Annotated in this window: 28 protein-coding genes; 18 read left to right on the forward strand and 10 right to left on the reverse strand. The window is 41.0% G+C overall.

Going from position 1 to position 22,543, the window contains the following annotated elements; translation table 11 throughout:
• The first annotated feature begins 187 nt into the window (after nt 1-187).
• The 5 genes from AC5W14_RS13990 (at nt 188) to AC5W14_RS14010 (ending at nt 4,736) form a co-directional block, all read left to right on the forward strand.
• Nucleotides 188-688 (forward strand): tripartite tricarboxylate transporter TctB family protein, encoded by a 501-nt coding sequence (locus tag AC5W14_RS13990; RefSeq protein ID WP_496194804.1) that lies wholly within the window; start codon nt 188-190, stop codon nt 686-688.
• A gap of 109 nt (nt 689-797) precedes the next feature.
• Nucleotides 798-1,784, forward strand: a complete 987-nt coding sequence (locus tag AC5W14_RS13995; protein ID WP_496194805.1) for a tripartite tricarboxylate transporter substrate binding protein — start codon at nt 798-800, stop codon at nt 1,782-1,784.
• A 70-nt stretch (nt 1,785-1,854) separates the two neighbouring features.
• Nucleotides 1,855-3,336: a tripartite tricarboxylate transporter permease gene (locus AC5W14_RS14000; RefSeq protein WP_496194806.1), complete on the forward strand. Its 1,482-nt coding sequence runs from the start codon at nt 1,855-1,857 to the stop codon at nt 3,334-3,336.
• A gap of 300 nt (nt 3,337-3,636) precedes the next feature.
• Nucleotides 3,637-4,182 (forward strand): YceI family protein, encoded by a 546-nt coding sequence (locus AC5W14_RS14005; protein WP_496058052.1) that lies wholly within the window; start codon nt 3,637-3,639, stop codon nt 4,180-4,182.
• Between the two features lie 170 nt (nt 4,183-4,352).
• Nucleotides 4,353-4,736, forward strand: coding sequence for a VOC family protein (locus AC5W14_RS14010; RefSeq protein ID WP_496194807.1), 384 nt, complete (start codon nt 4,353-4,355; stop codon nt 4,734-4,736).
• Between the two features lie 288 nt (nt 4,737-5,024).
• Here the strand turns inward: AC5W14_RS14010 and AC5W14_RS14015 are convergent, their stop codons facing one another.
• From AC5W14_RS14015 to AC5W14_RS14030, 4 genes are all read right to left on the reverse strand, one after another.
• Nucleotides 5,025-5,483 (reverse strand): hypothetical protein, encoded by a 459-nt coding sequence (locus tag AC5W14_RS14015; RefSeq protein WP_496058050.1) that lies wholly within the window; start codon nt 5,481-5,483, stop codon nt 5,025-5,027.
• Nucleotides 5,484-5,551: 68 nt separating this feature from the next.
• Nucleotides 5,552-6,022 (reverse strand): hypothetical protein, encoded by a 471-nt coding sequence (locus AC5W14_RS14020; protein WP_496058049.1) that lies wholly within the window; start codon nt 6,020-6,022, stop codon nt 5,552-5,554.
• 110 nt (nt 6,023-6,132) lie between these two features.
• Nucleotides 6,133-6,426 (reverse strand): hypothetical protein, encoded by a 294-nt coding sequence (locus AC5W14_RS14025; RefSeq protein ID WP_496194808.1) that lies wholly within the window; start codon nt 6,424-6,426, stop codon nt 6,133-6,135.
• Between the two features lie 331 nt (nt 6,427-6,757).
• Nucleotides 6,758-7,030, reverse strand: coding sequence for a hypothetical protein (locus AC5W14_RS14030; protein ID WP_496058047.1), 273 nt, complete (start codon nt 7,028-7,030; stop codon nt 6,758-6,760).
• 647 nt (nt 7,031-7,677) lie between these two features.
• Between AC5W14_RS14030 and AC5W14_RS14035 the strand changes: the two genes are divergently transcribed.
• Nucleotides 7,678-7,833, forward strand: coding sequence for a hypothetical protein (locus AC5W14_RS14035; protein WP_496058046.1), 156 nt, complete (start codon nt 7,678-7,680; stop codon nt 7,831-7,833).
• Nucleotides 7,834-8,022: 189 nt separating this feature from the next.
• On the opposite strand, the gene AC5W14_RS14040 is transcribed toward AC5W14_RS14035, so the two are convergent.
• Nucleotides 8,023-10,116: a methyl-accepting chemotaxis protein gene (locus AC5W14_RS14040; protein WP_496194809.1), complete on the reverse strand. Its 2,094-nt coding sequence runs from the start codon at nt 10,114-10,116 to the stop codon at nt 8,023-8,025.
• A 108-nt stretch (nt 10,117-10,224) separates the two neighbouring features.
• Here AC5W14_RS14040 and AC5W14_RS14045 point away from each other — a divergent pair, with 108 nt between their 5' ends.
• Together AC5W14_RS14045 and AC5W14_RS14050 are read left to right on the forward strand one after the other, a co-directional pair.
• Nucleotides 10,225-11,442, forward strand: coding sequence for an MFS transporter (locus AC5W14_RS14045; RefSeq protein WP_496194810.1), 1,218 nt, complete (start codon nt 10,225-10,227; stop codon nt 11,440-11,442).
• Between the two features lie 33 nt (nt 11,443-11,475).
• Nucleotides 11,476-12,081, forward strand: a complete 606-nt coding sequence (locus AC5W14_RS14050; protein ID WP_496194811.1) for a TetR/AcrR family transcriptional regulator — start codon at nt 11,476-11,478, stop codon at nt 12,079-12,081.
• Nucleotides 12,082-12,105: 24 nt separating this feature from the next.
• Here AC5W14_RS14050 and AC5W14_RS14055 read toward each other — a convergent pair whose 3' ends face one another.
• Nucleotides 12,106-13,236 carry an NAD(P)/FAD-dependent oxidoreductase gene (locus tag AC5W14_RS14055; RefSeq protein ID WP_496194812.1) on the reverse strand — a complete coding sequence of 377 codons (1,131 nt, stop codon included), beginning with the start codon at nt 13,234-13,236 and terminating at the stop codon, nt 12,106-12,108.
• A gap of 229 nt (nt 13,237-13,465) precedes the next feature.
• Here AC5W14_RS14055 and AC5W14_RS14060 point away from each other — a divergent pair, with 229 nt between their 5' ends.
• Both AC5W14_RS14060 and AC5W14_RS14065 read left to right on the forward strand, forming a co-directional pair.
• Nucleotides 13,466-13,948, forward strand: coding sequence for a DUF2975 domain-containing protein (locus AC5W14_RS14060; RefSeq protein ID WP_496058041.1), 483 nt, complete (start codon nt 13,466-13,468; stop codon nt 13,946-13,948).
• Nucleotides 13,949-13,957: 9 nt separating this feature from the next.
• A complete protein-coding gene (locus AC5W14_RS14065; protein WP_496194813.1) occupies nt 13,958-14,176 on the forward strand; it encodes a helix-turn-helix domain-containing protein in 219 nt (72 codons plus the stop codon).
• A gap of 92 nt (nt 14,177-14,268) precedes the next feature.
• Here the strand turns inward: AC5W14_RS14065 and AC5W14_RS14070 are convergent, their stop codons facing one another.
• Nucleotides 14,269-15,120, reverse strand: a complete 852-nt coding sequence (locus AC5W14_RS14070; RefSeq protein ID WP_496194814.1) for an AraC family transcriptional regulator — start codon at nt 15,118-15,120, stop codon at nt 14,269-14,271.
• 248 nt (nt 15,121-15,368) lie between these two features.
• Here AC5W14_RS14070 and AC5W14_RS14075 point away from each other — a divergent pair, with 248 nt between their 5' ends.
• The 7 genes from AC5W14_RS14075 (at nt 15,369) to AC5W14_RS14105 (ending at nt 19,256) form a co-directional block, all read left to right on the forward strand.
• A complete protein-coding gene (locus AC5W14_RS14075) occupies nt 15,369-15,713 on the forward strand; it encodes a PadR family transcriptional regulator (protein ID WP_496194815.1) in 345 nt (114 codons plus the stop codon).
• A complete protein-coding gene (locus tag AC5W14_RS14080; RefSeq protein WP_496194816.1) occupies nt 15,694-16,020 on the forward strand; it encodes a DUF1048 domain-containing protein in 327 nt (108 codons plus the stop codon). Before AC5W14_RS14075 ends, AC5W14_RS14080 begins: the two co-directional genes overlap by 20 nt.
• A gap of 277 nt (nt 16,021-16,297) precedes the next feature.
• Nucleotides 16,298-16,801, forward strand: coding sequence for a LytTR family DNA-binding domain-containing protein (locus AC5W14_RS14085; RefSeq protein ID WP_496194817.1), 504 nt, complete (start codon nt 16,298-16,300; stop codon nt 16,799-16,801).
• The gene (locus tag AC5W14_RS14090) at nt 16,791-17,213 is read left to right on the forward strand and encodes a DUF3021 domain-containing protein (RefSeq protein WP_496194818.1); all 423 of its coding nucleotides are present in this window, start codon (nt 16,791-16,793) and stop codon (nt 17,211-17,213) included. The genes AC5W14_RS14085 and AC5W14_RS14090 overlap by 11 nt, the downstream gene beginning before the upstream one ends.
• A 484-nt stretch (nt 17,214-17,697) precedes the next feature.
• Nucleotides 17,698-18,357, forward strand: coding sequence for a hypothetical protein (locus AC5W14_RS14095; RefSeq protein ID WP_496194819.1), 660 nt, complete (start codon nt 17,698-17,700; stop codon nt 18,355-18,357).
• A 96-nt stretch (nt 18,358-18,453) separates the two neighbouring features.
• Nucleotides 18,454-18,885 (forward strand): N-acetyltransferase, encoded by a 432-nt coding sequence (locus tag AC5W14_RS14100; RefSeq protein WP_496194820.1) that lies wholly within the window; start codon nt 18,454-18,456, stop codon nt 18,883-18,885.
• Nucleotides 18,886-18,926: 41 nt separating this feature from the next.
• Nucleotides 18,927-19,256: an SdpI family protein gene (locus AC5W14_RS14105; RefSeq protein WP_496194821.1), complete on the forward strand. Its 330-nt coding sequence runs from the start codon at nt 18,927-18,929 to the stop codon at nt 19,254-19,256.
• A 76-nt stretch (nt 19,257-19,332) separates the two neighbouring features.
• Here the strand turns inward: AC5W14_RS14105 and map are convergent, their stop codons facing one another.
• Together map and AC5W14_RS14115 are read right to left on the reverse strand one after the other, a co-directional pair.
• Nucleotides 19,333-20,073: a type I methionyl aminopeptidase gene (gene map / locus AC5W14_RS14110; protein ID WP_496194822.1), complete on the reverse strand. Its 741-nt coding sequence runs from the start codon at nt 20,071-20,073 to the stop codon at nt 19,333-19,335.
• Between the two features lie 268 nt (nt 20,074-20,341).
• Nucleotides 20,342-20,470: a hypothetical protein gene (locus tag AC5W14_RS14115; RefSeq protein WP_496194823.1), complete on the reverse strand. Its 129-nt coding sequence runs from the start codon at nt 20,468-20,470 to the stop codon at nt 20,342-20,344.
• Between the two features lie 229 nt (nt 20,471-20,699).
• Between AC5W14_RS14115 and AC5W14_RS14120 the strand changes: the two genes are divergently transcribed.
• Nucleotides 20,700-21,878 (forward strand): AI-2E family transporter, encoded by a 1,179-nt coding sequence (locus tag AC5W14_RS14120; RefSeq protein WP_496058030.1) that lies wholly within the window; start codon nt 20,700-20,702, stop codon nt 21,876-21,878.
• A 313-nt stretch (nt 21,879-22,191) separates the two neighbouring features.
• Here AC5W14_RS14120 and AC5W14_RS14125 read toward each other — a convergent pair whose 3' ends face one another.
• Nucleotides 22,192-22,449, reverse strand: coding sequence for a hypothetical protein (locus AC5W14_RS14125; protein WP_496058029.1), 258 nt, complete (start codon nt 22,447-22,449; stop codon nt 22,192-22,194).
• Nucleotides 22,450-22,543: the final 94 nt, after the last annotated feature.

Here is a 22,543-nt window from a genome sequence, read left to right on the forward strand (position 1 = left end):
TTTTTTATAAACAGATAATAAGGGGGAAAAATGCTTGAATTTTACAGTATAACTTGTCTTTAGTATAAACAATTATTTAAAATAAAAAAATATTTTTTCATATAAAAGGTTGAAAAAGAAATTTTTTATCATATAATTGGTTTATTGGGTTGAAAGCGTATACAAATAATATTTAATGCAAAAAGGGGTGGGGGTTATCAAATCTAATTATATTTTTGGCGCTATTATCTTACTTTTTTCTATTGGAGCCTATACCCAGACGCTTGAATTAGAAGCGGAAGCCAGCCTGTTTCCACGGTTGATTATTTACGCCATGGGCATAACCGGTTTTCTTATGATAGTGGATCCTCTAATAAGAAAAAAAGTTTCTTCCGATAAAACGAAAAAAGCAGAAGAAGAGAATACTCCAAAGCTTACCTGGAAAATTTTTCTACTGCAAATTTTTATACCTGGTTCCATATTGTTAATAGCATACTTTTTATTGGAAATATTAGGATTTTACATCGTTTCCTTTTTCGTCATTGCCATTATTTATTTTTATCACACGTATCGTTCTGTAAACGCAAAGCTTACACCGAAGCACCTATTACAGGGTCTCGTTTTTTCACTGGGAGCCGTAGCGTTTATCTATTTTGTGTTTGGATTTCTTATTGGGCTTCCTACTCCAGGCAATACGTTATTTAATTAAATCCAGCAAAGCTTATAACATAGAAATGGCGAATATTTTAAACGTGGAGGTGAAAACGCTACTTTATTATTTAAAGCAAAGTTTTACAACTAAAAAGGGGGAACTACTTATGAAAAAGAAAATGACATGGCTTGCACTAGCTGTACCCGCTGCTGTATTAGCAGGATGCGGTGGAGGAAACGGAGACGAAGAGGCTTCCGGTGATGGAAATGAAACATCCTATCCAGAACAAAACATAGAAATTGTTGTTCCATACAGTGCCGGTGGCGGCGGGGATACCGTAGCACGGCTGATTGCAGATCATCTAGGTGAAGAATTGGATCAGCAGATTAATGTAGTGAACCGCGAAGGTGCTGGTGGAGAAGTCGGTATATCTGAAATGGCGAATAGTGAAGCGGACGGCTACACTCTTGGCGTGTTTGGGTATCCGGATAACTTAGTATTGGAAAACACAGTAGATACAGATTTCAGCTTCGACAGCTTTGATTACTTAGCCGCTTTTGATGACGTGCCTCACGCATTATTTGCAGGCCCGGATGCTCCATTTGATGATATCGACGGCATGGTAGAGTATGCAGAAGAAAATCCCGGCGAAGTAACAGTAGGGGAATCAGGAGCTCTTGGACTATTAAAGGTGCTGGCATTTGATGATCTTGCAGGAATTGAAACGACAGCTGTAACATATGACGGCGGCGGCGAGTTGACTAACGCTCTTCTTGGCGGACATATTGATGTCGCTTCCACTTCTATTACAGCAGTAGACGAGCTTGTTGATTCCGGTGCCGTTCCAATTGGCTATGCTGCAGAAGAGCGCCTGGATATGTTTTCTGATTACCCAACATTAACTGAAAACGGTTACGATCTTGAGCTTGGAGTGGCCAGAGTAATTGTGGCACCAAATGATCTGCCGGACGATGTAAAAGCAGCATTGACAGATGCGTTGGACAGCATTGGCGAAAGTGAAGAAATGCAGACAAGCTTTGAAGATGCAGGCCTTCCTTACAGATATTTAGGCGATGAAGAAGTTGATGAGTTTTTGGATAACTCCAATGAAACGATTCAGCCAATCATTGATGAAAACGAAGAAGACTTTTAATAGACTCAATACCAAAGTTTAAGGGCTGAAAGAATTGGATTCTTCAGCCCTGTTTTAGGAGGAATTACTCATGGATGGGCTGCAGATATTTTTAGATATTCTTTCCCCGAGCGTATTGTTAATCGTGTTTATAGGCGTGTTAATAGGGATTGTAGTAGGGGCCATTCCTGGATTAAATGGTGCAATAGGCATCTCTCTTCTACTCCCTCTTACATTTACGATGGAACCCCAGTTAGGTATTCTCCTATTGGGAGGCATCTATATGGGGGGGATGTACGGCGGCTCCATTACGGCCATTCTTCTGAACGTACCGGGAGATGTCGTAGCAGCACCTGCTGCCATGGAAGGTTATCCGTTAACTCGTGAAGGCCGTGCAAAAGAAGCTTTATATTATTCCGTTTTTTCCAGTATGATAGGTGGCTTTATTGGTGTTATTGTTCTTATCTTATTTACCCCGCCGCTGGCTACTTTTGCTTTGCAGTTCGGTCCGGCAGAGATGTTTTTTGTAGCCTTAAGTGGATTAGTCATTATAGGCGCTTTAACGGGAAGCAATATTTATAAATCTTTTTTTGCAGCTTTATTCGGGTTATTTATTGCTACAGTTGGTGTTGATCTGGTAACCGGTGCAGAACGCTTCACGTTTGGCAGCCCTGACATGAGATCAGGTATTTCCGTAGTGCCGGTTGTATTGGGGCTTTTCTGTTTTGCAGAAATGTTTTTAAACATAGGAAAAAAACCAAACGAAGTAGTAACCTACAAAGATCAATCAATCAAACGAATGACAGTCTTTAGAGATATTATGAGACAAAAGTTTCTCGTCTTTAAATCCAGCTTTATTGGTACCGGTATTGGTCTGCTTCCAGGTGTAGGAACGACTTTAGCCGTTTTTATGGCGTACGGAGAAGCCAAGCGTGTTTCTAAAAACCCGGATCTGTTTGAGAATGGAAATACAGAAGGAATTATCGCAGCAGAGTCTGCCAACAATGCTACAGTGGGAAGCTCGATGGTGCCGCTGCTCGCTCTTGGTGTTCCGGGAAGTCCTACTACAGCAATTATTGCAGGTGCTCTTATTATTCACGGCATTATTCTGGGGCCTGATTTGTTTGTTACGAGACCGGATGTAGCGTATACGTTTTTATTTGGAATGCTTCTGACTGTTGTGGCGATGACTTTTATCGGTGCTATTGGTATTAAATACTTTTCTTATATCTTAAAGATAAATATTAAATACATTGTGCCGGTCGTACTTGTGTTTGCATTATTTGGCGCATACAGCCTTCGAAACAGCCTGTTCGACGTATTAATCGCTATTGTTCTTGGAATTGTAGGTGCAGTATTTAAGAAGATTGATGTACCTGTAGCTCCTATTATTATTGGACTGGTACTTGGACCGCTTATTGAAACGAACCTTGTTCGTTCTATGACGATTGCTAATTCCAGACAGGTACCATTGATGCAGTATCTCTTAACTAATCCATTAGCGATTGTGCTTCTGTTGTTGCTGATTGTGTTATTCATTGTAGCTATCCGTATGAGAAGAAAAACTCTCTAAGAATTCAGTTATTATACATGTGCAGTCATTTATGAAAATAGTGTAATTTAATAAAGCCGGGTTCCCTACTCTATAAAAGTAAGGAAGCCGGCTTTTATTTTGTTATTAAAATAAATGTATTTATTTCGTAAACGGTAATATAATAAAAACATAGTCTGACGTTTATAAGGAGGTGTTTAATTTAGAGACGCATATAAAGCGGAATAGATTAAGCTGAAAAAGCAGATTTAGAAGCTCAGCATTTGTGCCATGCGTGTCATTTTAAACATCTAAACTAAACTTTTCTGGGAGGGTATTTATATGGCAAAAACGGTTTGGTCCATCGATCCTGTCCACAGCGAAATTGGTTTTTCGGTAAAACACATGATGATATCCAAAGTAAAAGGTACATTTGAAAAGTTTGATTCCACGATAAAGCTGGACCCGGAAAATTTGGAGGATGCTGAAGTGGAAATGGAAATTGAGGCTGCCAGCGTGAATACCCGCGAAGAGAAACGGGATAATCATTTGCGTTCATCAGACTTCTTTGATGTCGAAAATCATCCGAAACTTACATTTACGGCTAAAAACTTTAAAAAGAAAAGTGATAATCAATACGAGGTTACCGGTGATCTTACTATTCGGGGAACAACAAAAGAAATTACGGTCGATACGACATTCGAAGGACAGAGCAAAGACCCGATGAGTGGAAATATAGTGGCTGGTGTAAATGGCCACACGACAATTAACCGTAAAGAATTCGGTTTAACATGGAACGCCGCAGTGGAAACGGGTGGAGTACTTGTTGGTGAAGACGTAAAAGTGAATATTGAACTGGAACTTCACAAACAAGAAGAAAGTAAATAGATCATGTCATACAAACGCCGTCTTTCTGCTCTTAGCGAGCAGAAAGACGGCGTTTGCGCATTTTTATGTAGATGACTTATACAGACAAGGAATATTCTGGAGAAAAAAAGAAGTATACAGGATATCTTTTCAATTCAGTTGTCGTAAAAATCAAAGGAGGCAGAAACAATATGAAAATCATTGTGACCAGTATTTTTGTTCAGGATCAGGAGAAAGCGTTAGCTTTTTATTCAGACGTTTTGGGATTTATAAAAAAGCAGGATGTGCCGGCAGGAGAATTCAGATGGGTTACGCTTGTGTCACCGGGCGAAAAGGATGGTACGGAGCTGCTGCTTGAACCAAACAACCATCCGGCTGCCAGGGAATATCAAAGTAAGTTGTTTTCTGATGGTATCCCGGTAACGATGTTTGGGGTGGAGGATATTTATAAAGAATACAAGCAGTTAGTGAAAAAAGGCGTAACGTTTACGATGGAGCCGACCACTATGGGGGGGATCACCATAGCGGTTTTCGACGATACGTGCGGTAATCTTATTCAAATAGTAGAGCAGTAGATTTTTCGGGATTCTTAATGGAGCAGAAAAAAGTCGCTTTTCCATAAGGAAAAGCGATGCCCAAACAGAGTTTCCTTATTAAGGGGGCGAAGGGTAGAGGTAGTTATAGTATACCCGTTATTTGTAAAAATAAACATTAAATGTAATATTATTTTCAGCTGATTTAAATTAAATGGTTTAAAGAGAGAATATTCAGTTTTAAATAGGCTGATAAGCGAAATACTATGCCTTAAAATCAGATCAACCTGATGTAAGCTGTGCTTATCAGTGGGACGGTATCAGGTTAGATTAAGTAAGGTCAATAGCTTTTTTCAACAGGTTCCTGTACTTTCTCATCGAAAATGATTCATCTTTGGAAAGCAGTTCCACTTTATGGTGAAGGTATACATATTTCTGAAAAAGCATCGTGGTTTTAAACGCTACGGGGAGGCTGTGCTCACAGACATGTTGTTTGGCATGAGAGGCGATAAGAGAGAAGTATAAAGCCATTTTGGGATCCGCTTCCAAGGTCGGGGCATCCAGCGCAATGGCCATGGCGAGGTTTAATTCGGCCAGTAGGGTACTTTCGCTTTCCAACGACTGTTGGAGCCACTCATGTGGATAAAGATAGAACCCGTAAAAGGGGGCAACACCAGCGACTTTGGCATTATAAGACGCATGGAGCAGCATATCCTCCACTCCTCTGGGAGGGCGCTTTAGGGCAGCGATCATTTCTTCGTACACGGCATAACGCATCGAGTATTTCATGATGACTTCCTTTCTGAGTAGAATTCCTTATGCATGAAACGTAAGGATGTCATAATACAATTATATCGCTATACTAAATTTTGTTTATTTTGTTGAATCATATTAGTGATAACCTGAAAGTATACGTTTTCACTAACAGGCCGGTTGGATGTTAGAAAAGCAGCTCTTTTCTGCAGGGCCTGGTGTTTATACCAAAGGGCCGCAGCCCGAAGGGAGACGGATAAATTACTTGGATCAACAGGTTCATGATCAGCAGAAGCCTGTAAAAAGAAGTTTTTCATTTCCTGGTCGGCTTCCATAGAAAAAAGCTCAAGGGCAGAAACCATCGCCTTATTTAAATGATGAACATAATAATAATCTGAACATTTTGAATACATTTTCCATACAGATGGATGAAAACAATACATATAAAAAGGGAGTAAAATCGTTATTTCTTCATTCCATTGAGCTGCTTTGAATATATTATCCACGGTATGAAAGGTCGGATCCAGTTCAGCAGATAATGATTCATACACAGCGAAGTGAAATTCATTTGCCACGAAAATTCCTCTTTTCTCTACATGAATGCGACGAAATAGTGGGGTGGGAGGGCGGGAACTAGTTGAATGTAGGGGGATTTAGTTTGTTTGAAACGCGAAAGCGCCTGGTTCTATTGAATGCCTGTTAAGGGCATGACATAGTAAGATACATGAGAAGCTGCAGATGGACTATCGTACTCTGCCATAGAAGAAATGTGAGTGGGTACAATAGCGACCACTTTTACTTTATAAGGACCCAGCTGAAACTCTTCGCCGAGCTCAAATCCGTTCCAATGTTCGATATCGGTGTCCGTATGGACTGAACGTTTAAGGGCTAATAACGTATCTGCGAATAATTCTTCTGTGTCGCTCGTTTGACTGGGAATATAGATTAGGTTAATAAATGTGTTATTCGTTAAATTCATTCATACCATCACACTCCGATTTATCGTTCTCTATAAAACATATAATTCATTTATATATATTATATAACGAATTATAGGTTACATTAGAGTTTTGTCAACCAGATATTCCACAAAATTCAAGAAAAGGAATGGTTTTTCTGGAATAAAATCACCTAAAAAAGGCTTAGTATAGGAGAATATCCTGGTTTTTGATTGTTTTTAAATCAATTTTCAGTTTAAGTGTATATTTTAAATTTTCTTACAATATCACGTAATCTTATTTTTCTATATACAGTGAAAAAACCGGCCATTAATAGTATCTTTAGTGAAATTTGGCTGCCTTAAAAACAGCTTATTTATAAAAGTTATTCAGCTTGCTGGTGGAAGCAATATTTAAATACGTGCCGCCCCATTCGTAAGATTTTACCTGCGTCACTAAAATAAGGTCCTGGTCCCGTAGATAATCAATACTGTCTTTTAAATTTTCCTGTTGAATAGAATTTAAATAAACCCAAATATTAATGTCCGGCTGTTTTAACATGGTAGAAATATTCGAGCTGGTTAATTGATCTAGTGACTTTAAACACAATTCGGCTTGATTTCTTTCCCTTTCGTCCAGCTTCATCAGCTCACCTCTTTTGTTATATTAATATATCTATATAGTGATGAATTATTAGTTTTATTATTCGTTATATGAAACCATTTCGACATAGAAAGTATTAACCCTTTTATTTACAGTAAAAGTATATAAATGGGTGATTAGTAGCATTTAGATTGGGTTAAGGTAAGAAGGATTCTCTGCCGGATAGTTTATAAAATAAAGGAGATCGGCTGCCCTATATTTTTGAAAGGATTACAAAAAAACGGTTTTAACTTCGCAGTAGCTCGAATGATGCCGTTAAAGAAGGTGGTAAAGGAGGAGATCGTATCATATGTTTTAATTTGTTCTTCTCAACTTATCTTTTACTGTTATGGAAAATAGCTATTCGTAATAAAAAGCAGGTCAGAACAAAGGAATCTGCTGTGTTCCATCGGGAAAACACTTGTTTCGCCGTTTTGTTATCAGCGGGAACTGCCCGACTTGTATCAGCCATTATTCCCATATTATCAGTCGATCTTCGTCTATTTCCCCTCATTCAAAAAGACTATTGACTCAGGTGTCGATCTGATGTTACCGTGTCAAAAGACTCATTATTTACACTGATTCTATCTTATTTGATCTTTTCTCTCTATGTTATGCTGGGTGCATTAACACCTAAAGGGGGGTGAAAAATGATTCATCTTACGTACACCGATAACATTTTTTTCGATACGCACACGGAGTGGCTTACCTCCGACCAGTATCGTGTCTATATTCGATTCGCCCTGATGGATCTGATTAAGATTCATTTTGTCGACCGCCGCGAAAAGCCCCAATCGTGCTCCTAACGAGGGGCTTTTTTTATTTATACCGATGGTATGGTTGGTGATGGAAAGAAAAGTTTTGCATTTGGACTTCCTATGCTATTAAAACTATTACCGCAATAATGGAGTAAAGAAAATATCAGAGGAAAAGTAAAAGAAAACAACGAATCAGGCTGGTGAGAAAGTTACTCTCACCAGCCTGATTCGTTGTTTTTAGGATGTAAATCGTTCAATTTGCAGTTTCAGCTTTTCACTTGAAGCATTCAGCTCTTCTGCTGAATAGGCCACGGTTTGAAGCGCTGTTAACTGTTCCTCGGCGGAGGCGCTCACTTCTTCTGAAGTGGCTGCGCTCTCTTCTACAACGGCAGCGATTTCTGCGATGGAAGAGACGACGTCTTCTTTATTCTTTTCTATGCTCTTAATACTTTCACTCATTTGGGAAACGAGCGTACTCATTTCTGTATTCCGGGCGGCTATTTCATCAAATGAAGAGACCGTCGTTTCTGTAATCTCAAACTGCTCGGTAGACAATTTTCTTGCATCTGCCATTTCAGCAGAGGCTTTTGTTGTTTTTTCCTGGATGTCTTCCATTGAAACGCGGATATGCTTGGTGGCGCCGGATGTTTGTTCTGCAAGTTTGCGAACTTCATCGGCCACTACCGCAAACCCGCGGCCGTGTTCCCCGGCACGTGCGGCTTCAATCGAAGCATTGAGCGCAAGCAGGTTTGTTTGTTCGGAAATGGATGCAATCGTTCCTACAATAGAGGAAATCTCACTCATCTGATCCGATAGATTTTGTACCATATCTTCGACGCGGCCAATCATTCCATCTGTCTGTTCTGCCTTTTCCTGAAGAAAAGAAGTCTGTTCGCTGCCGGCTTTATTTGTTTCCTCGACTTTCAGAGCCTGTTGGTTTAATGAAGAGGTAAATGCTGCCATCGCGGTAAGCTGTTCAGAAAGGTCTGTCGTCTTCCGTGAGGAATTTTCGGCAGAAGCCGCGGCATTTGTCGCTCCGTTCGCCACTTCTTGAATGGCACGCGTAATTTCTTCGCTGGAGGCCATTGTTTCTTCCGAAACAGAGCTTAGCTGTGACACGGCATCCGCGGACGTATGAACAGACTGGCGCACAGATTCGACGAGCTCCCGCAGGTTTGTCACCATTACGTTAAAGCTGGTTGTCAGTTCGCCCGTTTCATCTTGTGTCTTTACTACAATCTGACGAGATAAATCTCCTGCTGCCACGTGCTTAACCTCATCATTGAGCGCGCGGATAGGTTTGGTAATCCGACCGGCTATAAAGAAAACCGCAGCTGCGGTAAGCAGCATCAGAATGCCGGCAGCAATCGCTACGTCTCTAAGAAGCGCATTTACACCGGCATATACTTCTGATTCCGGCAGCACGAGGCCCAGCGTCCAGCCATTCTGCTCGAGCGGCACATAAGAGACGACAGCGTCTCCCTCCGGGAAGGAGGCTGACGCGGTTCCGCTGTCTTCAAAAGATGCGCTGATTCCTTCCAGCACAGGATCTTCTTCCAGGGAAGAGGCTTCAGGATGGGCTAGAAAGGCTCCGGTTTCATCCATTAGAAACGCCCAGCCGTTATCGCCGACTTCGATGTCTTCTGCCATCTGCTGAATTTCGCCGGCGTCCATATCACCTGAAACAACACCTGCAAATGTGCCATCCGGTTCGTAAAACGGGGTGCTTGTGGTAACTAGAAAAGTATCAAGGGCTTCATCAAAATAAGGAGCTGTCCAAGAAGCTTCTCCTGTTTCTGCGCCAGCTGTATACCACTCATGAGAGGGGTAGTCGTATTCTGCCGTTTCATATTCATCGGTAAATACGACGCCGTCTCCATCTTCATAGCTGTAAGGACCGAAGTATTCGGTATCCGCGTCATAAGCAAACGGTTCAAACCAGACGCCGATGCCAAACGTTGCTTCATTTAATTGAACAAGGCGTTCCTGCAGCGCCTCGTAATCGGCCTGGGCAAATTCCGTGCCTTCCTCCCCAACCATTTCGGCAAGGGTTTCCCCGATGCGCTGGTGCTCTGTAAGCTGCTGTTCTATACTGCCGGCTGTTTCACCGGCCTGGTGGGCAAGACGATCTCTGATCTGGGTTTCTATTTCTCCTTTGGCAAAACTATAGCTGATGCCGGTAATCAACAGAACGACTACCATCATAATAGGGATAAAACTAAGCAGTTTGGTGCGTATCGACCATTTCATAAGCTTCTTCCTCTCGGCTTTTCTTACTATATTTATATCGGAAGAACGCTCCATACATTCAAGAATAATGCGCTGATTCATTACAGGGGCCATGTTTTTCTTGCAAGCAACCCTTTAATGATTTAATATAGTTTATTGCCTACCTAACGTTAGGTTTTAATTATTACTTTATTAAAGAGGAGCATTAAAATGACTGGTAAAAACGTTCCCGTCACACGGAACATCACATTTATTCTATTATTTATTGCCAGTATTATGGCGGTAACGGGGTTTAGTATGTTTTTAACGACCACGACCTGGTATGTCATTACAGAACTTGATTCTGCTTCTACACTCGGGCTGGTTCTGATTGTCATCAGTGTGCCCCGCCTTGTGATGATGACGTACGGAGGCGTAGTCGCGGATAATTATAAAAAAACAACGATCATGTTCAGCACAAATTTGATACAGGCGTTTCTTTTGCTTGGGATTACATGGTTCATATGGAACGATACGATGACGATTGTCCTGCTTCTGCTGCTGGCAGGGGTATTTGGCATGCTGGATGCATTTTTTGGACCGGCCAGTACATCGATGCTCCCTAAAATAGTGGAGAGGCATCAGCTGCAGCAGGCCAATGCCTATTTCCAGGGGGTGGACCAGATTTCTTTTATAGCCGGTCCGATTATAGCGGGAATCATTATGGAAACGTCCTCGGTTACTGCCAGCTACTTTACCGCCGCTATACTGGTGGCTCTTTCGGCGCTGATCATTTTCCCGCCGTTTATAAAGGAAGGTCCGGTGGAAAACACGGTGAAGCAGACGCCGTTTCAGAATTTTAAAGAAGGTTTTGTCTATGTATACGGCTCTACCTTTTTACTGCTTGGCCTTATTATTCTGGTTACGCTGAATTTCTTTGTGTTCGGCACCCTTCATATAGCGATCCCTTTGCTGGTGGATGCCTATGGCGGCAGTCCGTTAAATCTAAGTTATATGGAAGTAAGCCTTGGCCTCGGAATGGTCACCGGTACTGTCCTGCTTGGCAATTATATGATTGCAAAAAAAGGCCGGACGATTTTGTACGGTCTGATAGCGGCTTTAGTGTTTTACCTGATTTTCGGTTTTGTACAGAGTTTAACAGTGTTGACTATTATTTTATTCTTCATCGGATTTGCGATGGCTTTTGTATTTATTCCGTTTTTTACGGCGGCTCAGGAAATGACGGAGAACCGGATGACGGGGCGGGTGATGAGCCTTGTATTCCTTGCTATGAATGGATTCGATCCAATCGCTTATGCTATCGTTAGTGTACTGACTACAGCAGGAATTCCAGTCCAGTTTATTTTATTGGGATTTGGAGCAGCGGGCATGGTGATTGCCATCACGATATTAGTTAAAGCAAAAGCGTTTCAGCAGATTGTGCCGTAAACGAGAAAAATCACAGATTAAAGGAGAACATCCATGCGTACAAAAGAAAAAATCATCCAGGCAGGCACACAGTGTTTTGCTTCCAATGGGTATAAAACGACAACGATGTCTGAGATTGCCAATCGGGTAGGTATTAAAAAGCCATCTCTATACGCTCATTATGAGAATAAAGAAGCATTATTTCTTGATGTATTCGAAAATGAAATAGAAGGCTATTTACAGTTCGTGCAAAACCGTATTGCCGAGGAGAGAGGGCAGTCGGTAAAAGAACAGCTGCAGGATCTTTTTTTTATCCATTCGATTAACAAGGATAATGAAATCAGCACCCGTTTTTATTATCGTTTTGTTCATTACCCGCCGGCCGGGCTGCAGGAATCTATTCTAGAGCAGTACAGGCAGGCGGATGCTTCGTTATCTTCAGCACTTGAAGACTTGTGGAACGATGGGAAAAAGCGTGGGGAAATTGATACGGAGCTGTCCAACGATCATATATACAATGCATTTTTTGCCTTAATTGATGGGTTGGCCAACGAAATGAGTCTATACGATAATAAGAAGATGAAAGAGCGCTCGAAGCTCGTCTGGGAAGTATTCTGGAGAGGCGTCCGGGCTGATTTCTCTCATGAAAGAAAAAGCTGATTACAGAAATCAGCTTTTTTTTATTTAATAACCAAACAAGTCCGGCTCTATTTTTCGTTCCATAGGTTCAACTTGTTGGAGAATATCCGTTATGACGTAGGAGGCGATGGCAGGAGAGGCGGTCACTCCAGGAGAGTCCAGACCAGCCAGGTGAATCAGCCGCGGATGCTTTTTGGACGGCCGTATATAAAAGTCCGGATCGGTGATGCTCGAGCGGATGCCTGAATAGTAGCGCTCCTCAAGGTCATAGGGAATCTCTTCTGCAAGCAGGTTGACCTCGTTTCGAATTTGATGGATTCCTTCTTTTGTCGGAAGGGAGGTATGGAAGCTTTTTTGTTGTGTATCGGTTGGCCCGAGGCGGATCGTTCCGTCCGGCTGCGGAATGATCAGAACACCCTTGGTCCGGCTTGTTGGCGGTGGATAGATAATATGTGTGATAAAGCCGGCGGCCTGTTTTCCGAGCACGACGTATTCGCCGCGTCTGGATATCGGTTCAAAAGGTACTTCGTCTTCTATCATGCCGGCGATCAAACCGGCGGCGGCACCAGCGGCATTGATGACAAACCTGCTTTGAAAAACAGCTCCTGCTTTCGTTTCGACTTCGAACCCAATGCCGGATTTTTTTAGGGCTGTCACTTCGGTATTCGTATAAATTGCCGCGCCGTTGCGACGGGCGTTTGATGCCAGTCTTTCTGTCAGCATAGAAGTATCGGCACTCATGGCTTCCGGCATATACAGTCCGCCTTTAAGCGCTTTGTGAAGGTTCGGTTCCCACTCCAGCATTTCGTCCCTGCTCCAGAGCGTGATCGTATGAATGCCTTCGGCTTCGCTCTGACGTTTCAGCCGGCGCAGTTCCTCGAGCTCTTCCTCCGTCCTTGCTGTAGCAATCGCGCCGTTATGAAACACGGGAACGTTAAAGCGTTCTGCCAGGGTCTGGTGAAGGAGGCTTCCTTTTACGCCAAGTGCCGACTTTAATTTTCCCTTATAAGGGGGCATCATAGCAGGGGGATGGACAAGGGCGCTGTTGTGAGTCGACTGAACGCCGGAGAGCGTCCGCCCCTTTTCCAAAACAACCGTCTGTCCCCGGCAGTGGGAAAGCTCACGTGCGAGAGCCGTGCCAATGATACCGCCTCCAATAATTAAAAAATCAATCATCTGCCTCACTCCTTTTCTGGACAAACCATCTTAAAGCGGGAGTAACGAAATATATCTTTATTGTAGAGGCGGAAAGAAGCGGGGAGCAATTTATCTGCCTGCAGGAAGGGAAGTGTTACAAAAGAGGAACCAGAATCCATATTATTTATTAATAAATAATAAAAATATATCGTATTTCGATATATTATCTGATAAAATGAAGACAAATAATAGAAGTGAGGTGTGCTTAATGAAAAAGGGCTCGACGCTGTTTTTAAAAGCAGCTGTTATATTGATGGGGCTTCCAGTACTTGCTTTATGCATATTTTTGGTTCCGGAGATAGCTGGATTTGCAGCCTACCTGTATCCAGAAATGACGTTTATCAGCTATTTTGTTTATCTTGATTTATATGCAACGGCTATTCCTTTTTATTTTGCGCTTTATCAGGCTTTCAAACTGTTAAGCCATATTGATAAAAATCAGGCCTTTTCAGAACTCTCTATTCGTGCTTTGAAGAAAATAAAATACTGCGCCCTGATCATTAGTTTATTATATGTGGCAGGAATGCCGCTCTTCTACCTGCTGGGGGAGCGGGATGATGCCCCGGGTATTATCGTTATCGGAATGATCATGGTTTTTGCTTCAATGGTAATTACTGTTTTTGCTGCGGTTCTGCAGAAGCTTTTTCAAAATGCATTTGAAATAAAATCAGAAAATGACTTAGTCGTATGAGGTGGAAACATGGCTATCATAATTAATATCGATATAATGCTGGCAAGAAGAAAAATGAGTGTAACCGAGCTCTCAAACAGAGTAGGAATCACCATGGCAAACCTTTCGATTTTAAAAAACGGGAAAGCCAGAGCGATTCGATTAACTACGTTAGAGGCCATTTGTGAAGCATTGGAATGCCAGCCGGGCGATATTCTGGAGTATAAAAAAGACGAAACGGCAGAGTGAAAGTAAAAATGTTCCTCTGCGTAATAGACGACAAAAATCGAGCAAAACGCAGAAAGCGTCCGTACTCGATTTTTTTTGATGGGAAGCTGTCTTTACTTCACAGCCAGCCATATCTGGTTGGAGGATTCGGCACTGTAAGGATCAGGGTCAGTGTAAGCTTCGATGGCCGGCACATCAGCTATTTCATACCCATTCGACGGGATCCACTCGCTGTAGATTTGTTTCCACACTTCCGGCATGGCAGTTGGAGCAGGGCCGTGCACCTCAAACACTACCCATTTGGTTTTGGGGAGGTCCAACCGATTTAAATCGGCTGGTGGTTCACCGATATGTTCCACTGCAATCCAGTAATCAATCGTATTCTTTTCTTCGTCATAGTTATCTGTAAGCCCCAGCAGGCCTTTCGTCTCGCTGTTCATTAAATCAACGAGTTTCCCGATCGTCCCATCCGAAGTAACCTGTCCCCAGAATTCCGCAATTCCCGTGGCTTCTTCGCCACACGGACATTCCTTTTTGATTCCCACGACATGAAACGCTTCTTTTTCCAAAATCTGATAGTTCATCGGTTCGGCTCCTTTCAAATTCACCTGAATCGTCAGGCGGTTATAGGAATTCAGCTTTCCGATTCCTTTTCGTGCTTCGGTTGGGCTGACACCGTGCTGTTTCCGGAAAGCTTTTGAAAAAGCTTCAGGAGTGTCATAGCCATATTTATAGGCAATATCAATAATTTTGTTATCTGAGTTGGACAGCTCCTGTGCGGCAAGGGTAAGGCGGCGGTGCCTGAGGTATTCGCCGACGGACGTCTCTGTCAAAATCATAAACAAACGCTGAAAGTGAAAAGGAGATACATGTGCCTGTTTGGATATGGCTTCAATCGTTATATGCTCCAGTAGATGTGTTTCCATATAATCGATTGCCTTCTGCAGTGATTCCACCAACGTCATATGCCCCACCCCTTAATTACATAATAAGGTATAACGTAACGAGCAGTCCTGTCATTTTATGCGCTGTCCGGACAGTATTTCAGCAAGCAGGTTCTTCATTTACTATTCTTCGGAACACGGTAAAATCCTGTTTGGAATCCTTAAAAAAGGGCAGACAAATCGCTTGACTGTTCCGCTACTAAGTATTATTATATAGTTGTACTAAGTATTACAGAGTAGATAAGGATAATCGTTTTAAAGGAGGATCTATGAAAGATCTAACGGAAATGTTTAAGGGCGTCCTGGAAGGTATTGTGCTGCAGAAAATTCAAGGAGGCGAAACATACGGGTATGAAATTACCCGGTACCTGAATGAACTGGGCTTTGAAGATATTGTTGAAGGAACGGTCTATACGATTCTTGTCCGGCTGGAGAAAAAAGGATTGGTGGAAATCGAAAAGAAGAAATCCGAGCTTGGTCCGGCCAGGAAGTTCTACACGCTGAATGAGCAGGGCATGGAAAAGTTGAATGACTTTTGGAAGAGATGGGCCTTTCTTGAAGAAAAAATGACAGAAATAAAGGAGGGGAAACAAGATGTTAGCACAAAAATTTAAAAAGATGAGACAGGATAAAAGAGATTATCGTGCGTATCAAAAAAGAGTGAACGAACTGCCGGAAGAATACAGTCATGCAATGAAGGCAGTCGAGAAGTACATGTGGCATTATGCCAAAGGGGCGGGGATGTTTCTCATTTTAAAAAATATTCTGGACCTGTTTGAAAGCAGTGTAAGCGATGGATTAAGCGTAAACGAAGTTGTCGGAAACGACATAGCCGGATTTGCCGACGCGATCCTGGTGGAATATCCGGAAGAAACATGGATGGATAAATCGAGAAATGAACTAAGAAACTCTATAAAATAGTAGTTTCTTATATAAATCATCTAATAAATGTTATATAGTTTTTAAGAAAAAAACACCTCCAAACGATCGTTTGTATTTTATACGATGACTGGAGGTGTTTATTGTATTATTAGAGAGATATTTAAATAACAGAAAGAAGCAGCAATACATATCAAGTACAGGGAGTTCATCTTATGTTTGTCAGCTTGCCTTTTATGTAACAAATGATGTATGTGATGCAAAGAAGCACTTTTTCTTTTGTAAAAGGCAGCATAATGGAAAAAAGAAAGGAGAAGCCATGAAAATCAAAATCGATATTGATCCTCAGTATGAGGGCGACCCGGTGATTATGATACAGGTAAAAGAATGGACAAAGGAGGTAGGAGCGATGATGCAGCTGCTTGAAGATCATGCCCAGGATCCTGAGAAATCCAATGGACGTGAGAACATACTTACAAAACGGATTGTTGCGGTCGAAGAAGACCATTCTATTTTGCTTGAGCCAAAAGAAATTGATTTTGTTTTTGCCGAAAAGAGGAAAGTGTTTGCCATGGTTCATGAAAAATCATTGGAAATGAAGCAGAAGCTGTATGAGTTGGAGGAACTTCTTGCACCGTATGGATTTATTCGATTTTCTAAGTCAGTGATTGGAAACATAAATCAAATGGACCGATTTGAACTATCCTTCAATGGAAACTTATGTGTGTATTTTAAGTCCGGCACAAAAGAATACGTAACGAGAAAATATGTGCACATACTAAAAGAACAGCTTGTTAATGGAGGTGACAGAGATGATTCATGATATTACTATTAGAATATTCGGCGGTCTGGGGATAGGGGCGCTTGTGACGTTTATTGCTTTGACAGTAGTCGTACAGCAGTCTATAGACGTTCCAGTAGCTGATGTGAGGATGCACTTACTTGGAAGTATGATCACCGGTGCTTTCTTTAGTGTTGCGGCTCTCTTATTTTACATCGATTCCTGGAGTGCACTTAAACAGACCGTTGTACACTTCAGCGTATCTCTTGTTGTCCTTTTTCCGGTATTCACATTTTTGACTGGCTGGGTTCCATTAGAGCCACAGGCCTTATTAATCGGACTGGGAATTTTCACCGGGTCGTATGTACTGAACTGGATCATTTGGTATATGTACTTTAAACGGTTGGAGCAGCAGATGAATGACTCTATAAAAAAAGGAACAAGGTTTGGGTAAGGGATAGACGTTTGAGTATTCTCATACCACTCAGACTATGCATAAGGCATCCAGCTTATAGGGCAGATGGCAAAGACATGTTTTATTTAATAAAATAATAAAAAGATCAATCATGACTGCTGAGATGTCGATGATTGATCTTTTTAATATCCTGCCAACATAGTGCATGTGGAATAAGCAGTTATCTCCTGACGAGAATTTATTTTAGTTGATATATCTATATGAAAATAATAGGTATGACATATTGTTTTATCCATTTTAAGGAAATATAATTAGTATCTACTGGGTACTGAATTTTTAAGAAAAAAGTGGTGGTATAAAACTATAAAGAACTGCTACATGAATCTGGAGGAACGTTATGGAAGAGAACTACATATGGGTAGCGGCAATCTTTTTTTATATCTTTATTATCTATTTTGGATACCGAGGGCCTCGGAAATATCAGCGGTATACTCAGCTTTCGCTGAAAAACAGACGATATGATGTGGATACGTTAGACGTTATGAATGAAAAGCCTTTAACTGTAGGCGCTTATTTTGAATCCTCTATGGATTCATTTATAGATTACCCTTATATTCGGATAAAGCCGAAGGAGACAGCAAAGAAAAACCGCCTATCTTTCAGCTATCCATGGAGTTTTGTAATGGGAAATCCTCCTCTCCGTTATAAAATATCAGAAGATATAAAGCGAAGCCGCAGAATAGAAGAATATGGGCGCGTTACGAAAATGCTGGGAGGAATGTATGTCTCCATTTTTCCGGGACGGCTGTCCGCATTTCTAAGAATGCTGCTGAATGGGATGGATTATTTATACTTCCTTTTATTTCTTGCGATGCCTATTATTATGACGGAGCATTCCATAAGGATCGGCACCTGGTCAATAGGGGATCTCCATAATTATTCATGGTTTGTCTCTTCGTTTTTATATTATATGATTATTCGTTTTGTAATAGAAGTGATTCAATATAAAATACAAAACACGTATTCGAAAATGATAGTGGAAAAAAGCGGGCTATTTACAACAGATACCACAGTACGGGAGATTTTTCAGTATTTAAATCAGCAGTTTTTTCGTTACACCGCTTATTATGGGTTACTGATTCTCTTTACCATACTGATAATGTTCGGCTATTCCATGATGTGAAGAACATTCGACAGCAGCAGGTTTACATTGGAATGCTTACATTCGTTCCCAGCGGTTAAATGATGCAGAACTATTTTCAATGGAAAGGTAAATGATATGAACATAAGAACAAGTAAAGAAACAGAAATAGATGAGTTGGTAGCGATATGGCATGAAGGATCATTAGACGCCCATCATTTTATTGACCATGCCTATTGGACGTCTCAATGGGAGGCAATGAAAAATACATATCTTCCGCTGGCTGAAAACTATGTTATATGCAGGGACGCAGAGATCATAGGCTTTGTTTCCATGGTGGACAGCTATCTGGCTGCGTTCTTTATTGATATAAAGCATCAGGGGAAGGGCTATGGAAGAGAGCTGCTGGATTTTGTTAAAGAACGATACAGACACATAAAATTAAAAGTCTATAAGAAAAATCACCAGGCGGTTCAATTTTACTTGAGAAATGATTTTATAATCAAAGAAGAGCAGATAGATGAAGAAACGGGGGAAGCAGAGCTTGTAATGGAATGGACAGCAGTATAAATAGGCAAACAGCAAAAGGCCGAAATACGGGGAGGTGTCCTATGGAGAATATATTCTACGCCCTGATAAATATAGGATCAGCCTGTCTGTTTATGGCATTAGCTATTCCTTTATATAAAGAAAAAGTAAATATGAACAGCTTATATGGAGTGAAATTTCCGCAATCCTATGAATCAGATGACAAATGGTTTCGGATTAATAAATACGGCGGCAAACGAATGATAATCTGGTCCATTCCATTATTGGCAGCGGGAGTGATGCTGTTATTTGTTCCGTCGCTGGAGTCTCCGTATGAACTGCTGTTTAGTTTGAGTCCTGTCATTATACTAATACCAGTCATTGAAAGTTATCTATACGCTAGAAACCTGTAGTAAACAACAGAAAAAACATCCGCCCTTGATAAAGAGGCGGATGCTTTTTTGAATAAAACCTGTAGTGTGAGCGTGTTTACTGTGTAGTAATAATCGGACCATCTTTCGTAAGAATAATCGTGTGTTCGTATTGAGCTACAAAGCTTTCTTCGGTGAGAAAGGTCCAGCCATCGTCGGACTGGAACACTTCCTCTTCAAATGTAGAAATAAATGGTTCAAAAGCAAGGACCATGCCGTCTTTTAAAATTTCATCGTCCCGGCGGGAGTAATAATTGAGAATATTCTCCGGTGCTTCGTGAATGGAGCGTCCCACCCCGTGCCCGGTAAGGTTTTTGATAACCGTCAGGTCATTCCTCCTGGCGACATTATGTGCTGCTTTTCCGAGTCCGCTTTTCCTGGAACCTGGCTTTGCTTTTTGAAGACCGGCCTCGAATGCCTCTTTAGCCACGTCACATATTTCCTGTAAAATCGGCTCACTCTTTCCAACAACAAAAGAAATACCGGTGTCAGCGAAATAACCATTTTTTGAACCGGACACATCAATATTGACCAGGTCGCCTTCATGAATGGTGCGTTTTCCTGGAATTCCGTGTGCGGCTTCTTCATTCACGCTGATGCACGTATAGCCGGGAAAGTCGTATTCTCCTTTTGGAGCAGAGACAGCGCCTGCTTTTTTAAACAGCTCTCCTGCCATATCATCAAGTTCTTTCGTCGTGATGCCCGGTTTAACGGCCTGAACTAATGTATCCCGGATTCCTCCGCAAATGGCACCAATTTCTTTTAATCCTGTAAAGTCCTCTTCTGTCTTTGCAATCATCGTAAATCCTCACTTCTAATCGTATTTTATCGTTATTATGTCATTTACATTAGGAAATAATACTATGTATCTATGCATTAAATGTGTGTAGTTGTATAGTATATCATGCCGTATTGCTTCATCCTATGCCTTCCTGAAAAACAAAGCCGCTAAATAATAGGAAAATATTTTTATTGGGATGTAGATATTGGGATAGGATACAACCAGACAAAAGACAAATAAATGCTAATAAAAAGCTTCAGCCTTTCCTGCAAAAGGCTGAAGCTTTTTACGTAGAAATAGAGTATTTCATCTCTTTGTTCCATACTTGTGCTTTTGTTAGCGCATGCGGATCATGACTAATTTCGTTTGGCTTATTGGCTTTTCCAATAATATAGTCCGTAAATTCGATCCCCACGTATTCAAAAATATAATGAGGTACTGTTGGTATTAAAGGATGATGTTTCTTCTATAGATAGCATCTGTTTAAAAGGGTATTAAAATGAGGTTTATACAAAAACGAGAAAGGATATACGTGCACTATACTTCCTTTTACTATAGAAAAAACAGCCTTTTTACAACGTGGCTGTTTTAACTGTATACCAGCCTATTTTTAAACAAGCAAACTAATATAGAGGGAGAACATAATGTCCAATCAACCTTCACGATATTTTCAATTCTTAGGCGGAAAAAACCTAGTGTACACCCTAGGTTTACTTTTGTTTATTGGTGTCATTATTTGGGTCTACTCTCATATTTCATTTATCTTTCATCCCTTTATGGTGATTATCGAAACCATAGCCCTGCCATTGATTTTGGCTGTAGTGGCATATTACTTATTACGTCCTATTGTGACCTTTTTAGAGAAGAGAGGAGTAAAACGTCTCATCAGTATATTGATTATTCTCTGTTTATTAATTGGGTCCATTGTTGTACTGATAGCAGCGATAGTCCCTTTTTTAGAACGCCAAATAATCGAGCTGTCTCAAGCGTTCCCAGATTACATAGCGGAGATGGGTACGGGGATGGATAGGTGGTTGCAGCATTCCATTTTTCAAGACATGTACGCGAGTATGTCTTCCAGTATCGATTCCTTTGTAACCGATCTTCCCTCTACTATATCTAGTTATGCGGGGGAAACCTTCTCTGGATTAGCTGCTGTGGTGGCTCAGGTGACAACTATCGTGGTAGCAATTATCACATTGCCGTTTATTTTATTTTATTTACTTAAAGAGGGGGAGCGGTTTCCTCAAGCTCTGTTGCGGTTGTTTCCGCCCAAAATAAGGGGAGACGCGGCTAAAATTATCCACGATATTGATCACCAAATTGGTTCGTATATTCTCGGTCAACTGCTTGTTAGTTTATGTATTGGGGTGAGCATGTATATTGGCTTTCTCATTATAGGGTTGGATTATGCTCTTCTTTTAGCGGCAATAGCTAGTGTGACAGCTATTGTTCCTTATTTAGGGCCGGCCATTGCGATTACTCCAGCTTTCATCATTGCGGTGGTGACTTCTCCCTTTATGGTAGTTAAATTAATTATTGTTTGGACGGTTGTCCAGTTATTGGAAGGGAAATTCATTTCTCCGCAAATTATGGGGAAACGGCTGCGCATTCACCCCGTTACGGTTATTTTTATTTTGTTGAGCGCGGCGCATTTGTTTGGTGTGCTTGGCGTTATTTTAGCGATTCCATCGTATGCTATTTTGAAAGTTATCGTGATTCATCTCTTTCAATTACTGCAACTTCGTTTTAATCAGTATGCTTCTCCAGATAATCAATATGATATTAACTACAACCACGACGATTTAACATCGGGTAAATAAATTTTATTCACAGCAAATGGCTATCATCCTCTTATCAGAAAAGACATTATAGAAAAAAATCCCCCCACACTTTTTGGAGAGGGTGGGGGAATAAACTAGTTAGATTCTAATTTTTTTTATGTGATGCATTATCGATAGAACTATTTTCGAATACGGCCTCATAGCTGCGGCTCTCATATCAGGATTCTCTCTAACACACTTTAATATTCTTTCCATCTTACGGGACATAGCACAGTTCACTATCAGGTTGCAGGTGTTTTATAGTGTCTCAACGTATGCTTCCAGTCATTTACAGAAAAGAGGGTTTTTCATTTTACATTCGATCATTTTTGCGCTTTCTCATAACATAATCTGCAAAAAGCTCTCCTGTAATTAAACTAACCACATATAATAAAAGAAGGACTATAAGTAACAATAGAACCACATAGCCCACTATCCCGATAAATAATATCGTAGAGTTAAACAGAATTAAATACAAACTGCCAAGTAGTAAAAGTATAGCTATACCTGACGCTACACGTGTTATGGTGTTAGAATTCAGCTTTTTATCCTTTGTGTTAAATAAATTCATGTTTGGTATCCCTCCTGTCCTTTTAAATTATTTCGAAAATATAAATTTTATTTGTTTTTTTATGCAACCTACTAGTACAGACAATGTCGTTTAA

The sequence above is a fragment of the Sinobaca sp. TMA16-18 genome (assembly GCF_059510535.1).

What these genes read in the sequence shown, in the direction of transcription:
- AC5W14_RS13995 (WP_496194805.1), top strand. Translation starts at nt 798, where the DNA reads ATGAAAAAGAAAATGACATGGCTTGCACTAGCTGTACCCGCTGCTGTA.
- AC5W14_RS14000 (WP_496194806.1), top strand. Translation starts at nt 1,855, where the DNA reads ATGGATGGGCTGCAGATATTTTTAGATATTCTTTCCCCGAGCGTATTG.
- AC5W14_RS14005 (WP_496058052.1), top strand. Translation starts at nt 3,637, where the DNA reads ATGGCAAAAACGGTTTGGTCCATCGATCCTGTCCACAGCGAAATTGGT.
- AC5W14_RS14010 (WP_496194807.1), top strand. Translation starts at nt 4,353, where the DNA reads ATGAAAATCATTGTGACCAGTATTTTTGTTCAGGATCAGGAGAAAGCG.
- AC5W14_RS14015 (WP_496058050.1), bottom strand. Translation starts at nt 5,483, where the DNA reads ATGAAATACTCGATGCGTTATGCCGTGTACGAAGAAATGATCGCTGCC.
- AC5W14_RS14025 (WP_496194808.1), bottom strand. Translation starts at nt 6,426, where the DNA reads ATGAATTTAACGAATAACACATTTATTAACCTAATCTATATTCCCAGT.
- AC5W14_RS14030 (WP_496058047.1), bottom strand. Translation starts at nt 7,030, where the DNA reads ATGAAGCTGGACGAAAGGGAAAGAAATCAAGCCGAATTGTGTTTAAAG.
- AC5W14_RS14035 (WP_496058046.1), top strand. Translation starts at nt 7,678, where the DNA reads ATGATTCATCTTACGTACACCGATAACATTTTTTTCGATACGCACACG.
- AC5W14_RS14040 (WP_496194809.1), bottom strand. Translation starts at nt 10,116, where the DNA reads ATGAATCAGCGCATTATTCTTGAATGTATGGAGCGTTCTTCCGATATA.
- AC5W14_RS14045 (WP_496194810.1), top strand. Translation starts at nt 10,225, where the DNA reads ATGACTGGTAAAAACGTTCCCGTCACACGGAACATCACATTTATTCTA.
- AC5W14_RS14050 (WP_496194811.1), top strand. Translation starts at nt 11,476, where the DNA reads ATGCGTACAAAAGAAAAAATCATCCAGGCAGGCACACAGTGTTTTGCT.
- AC5W14_RS14055 (WP_496194812.1), bottom strand. Translation starts at nt 13,236, where the DNA reads ATGATTGATTTTTTAATTATTGGAGGCGGTATCATTGGCACGGCTCTC.
- AC5W14_RS14060 (WP_496058041.1), top strand. Translation starts at nt 13,466, where the DNA reads ATGAAAAAGGGCTCGACGCTGTTTTTAAAAGCAGCTGTTATATTGATG.
- AC5W14_RS14065 (WP_496194813.1), top strand. Translation starts at nt 13,958, where the DNA reads ATGGCTATCATAATTAATATCGATATAATGCTGGCAAGAAGAAAAATG.
- AC5W14_RS14070 (WP_496194814.1), bottom strand. Translation starts at nt 15,120, where the DNA reads ATGACGTTGGTGGAATCACTGCAGAAGGCAATCGATTATATGGAAACA.
- AC5W14_RS14075 (WP_496194815.1), top strand. Translation starts at nt 15,369, where the DNA reads ATGAAAGATCTAACGGAAATGTTTAAGGGCGTCCTGGAAGGTATTGTG.
- AC5W14_RS14080 (WP_496194816.1), top strand. Translation starts at nt 15,694, where the DNA reads ATGTTAGCACAAAAATTTAAAAAGATGAGACAGGATAAAAGAGATTAT.
- AC5W14_RS14085 (WP_496194817.1), top strand. Translation starts at nt 16,298, where the DNA reads ATGAAAATCAAAATCGATATTGATCCTCAGTATGAGGGCGACCCGGTG.
- AC5W14_RS14090 (WP_496194818.1), top strand. Translation starts at nt 16,791, where the DNA reads ATGATTCATGATATTACTATTAGAATATTCGGCGGTCTGGGGATAGGG.
- AC5W14_RS14100 (WP_496194820.1), top strand. Translation starts at nt 18,454, where the DNA reads ATGAACATAAGAACAAGTAAAGAAACAGAAATAGATGAGTTGGTAGCG.
- AC5W14_RS14105 (WP_496194821.1), top strand. Translation starts at nt 18,927, where the DNA reads ATGGAGAATATATTCTACGCCCTGATAAATATAGGATCAGCCTGTCTG.
- map (WP_496194822.1), bottom strand. Translation starts at nt 20,073, where the DNA reads ATGATTGCAAAGACAGAAGAGGACTTTACAGGATTAAAAGAAATTGGT.
- AC5W14_RS14120 (WP_496058030.1), top strand. Translation starts at nt 20,700, where the DNA reads ATGTCCAATCAACCTTCACGATATTTTCAATTCTTAGGCGGAAAAAAC.
- AC5W14_RS14125 (WP_496058029.1), bottom strand. Translation starts at nt 22,449, where the DNA reads ATGAATTTATTTAACACAAAGGATAAAAAGCTGAATTCTAACACCATA.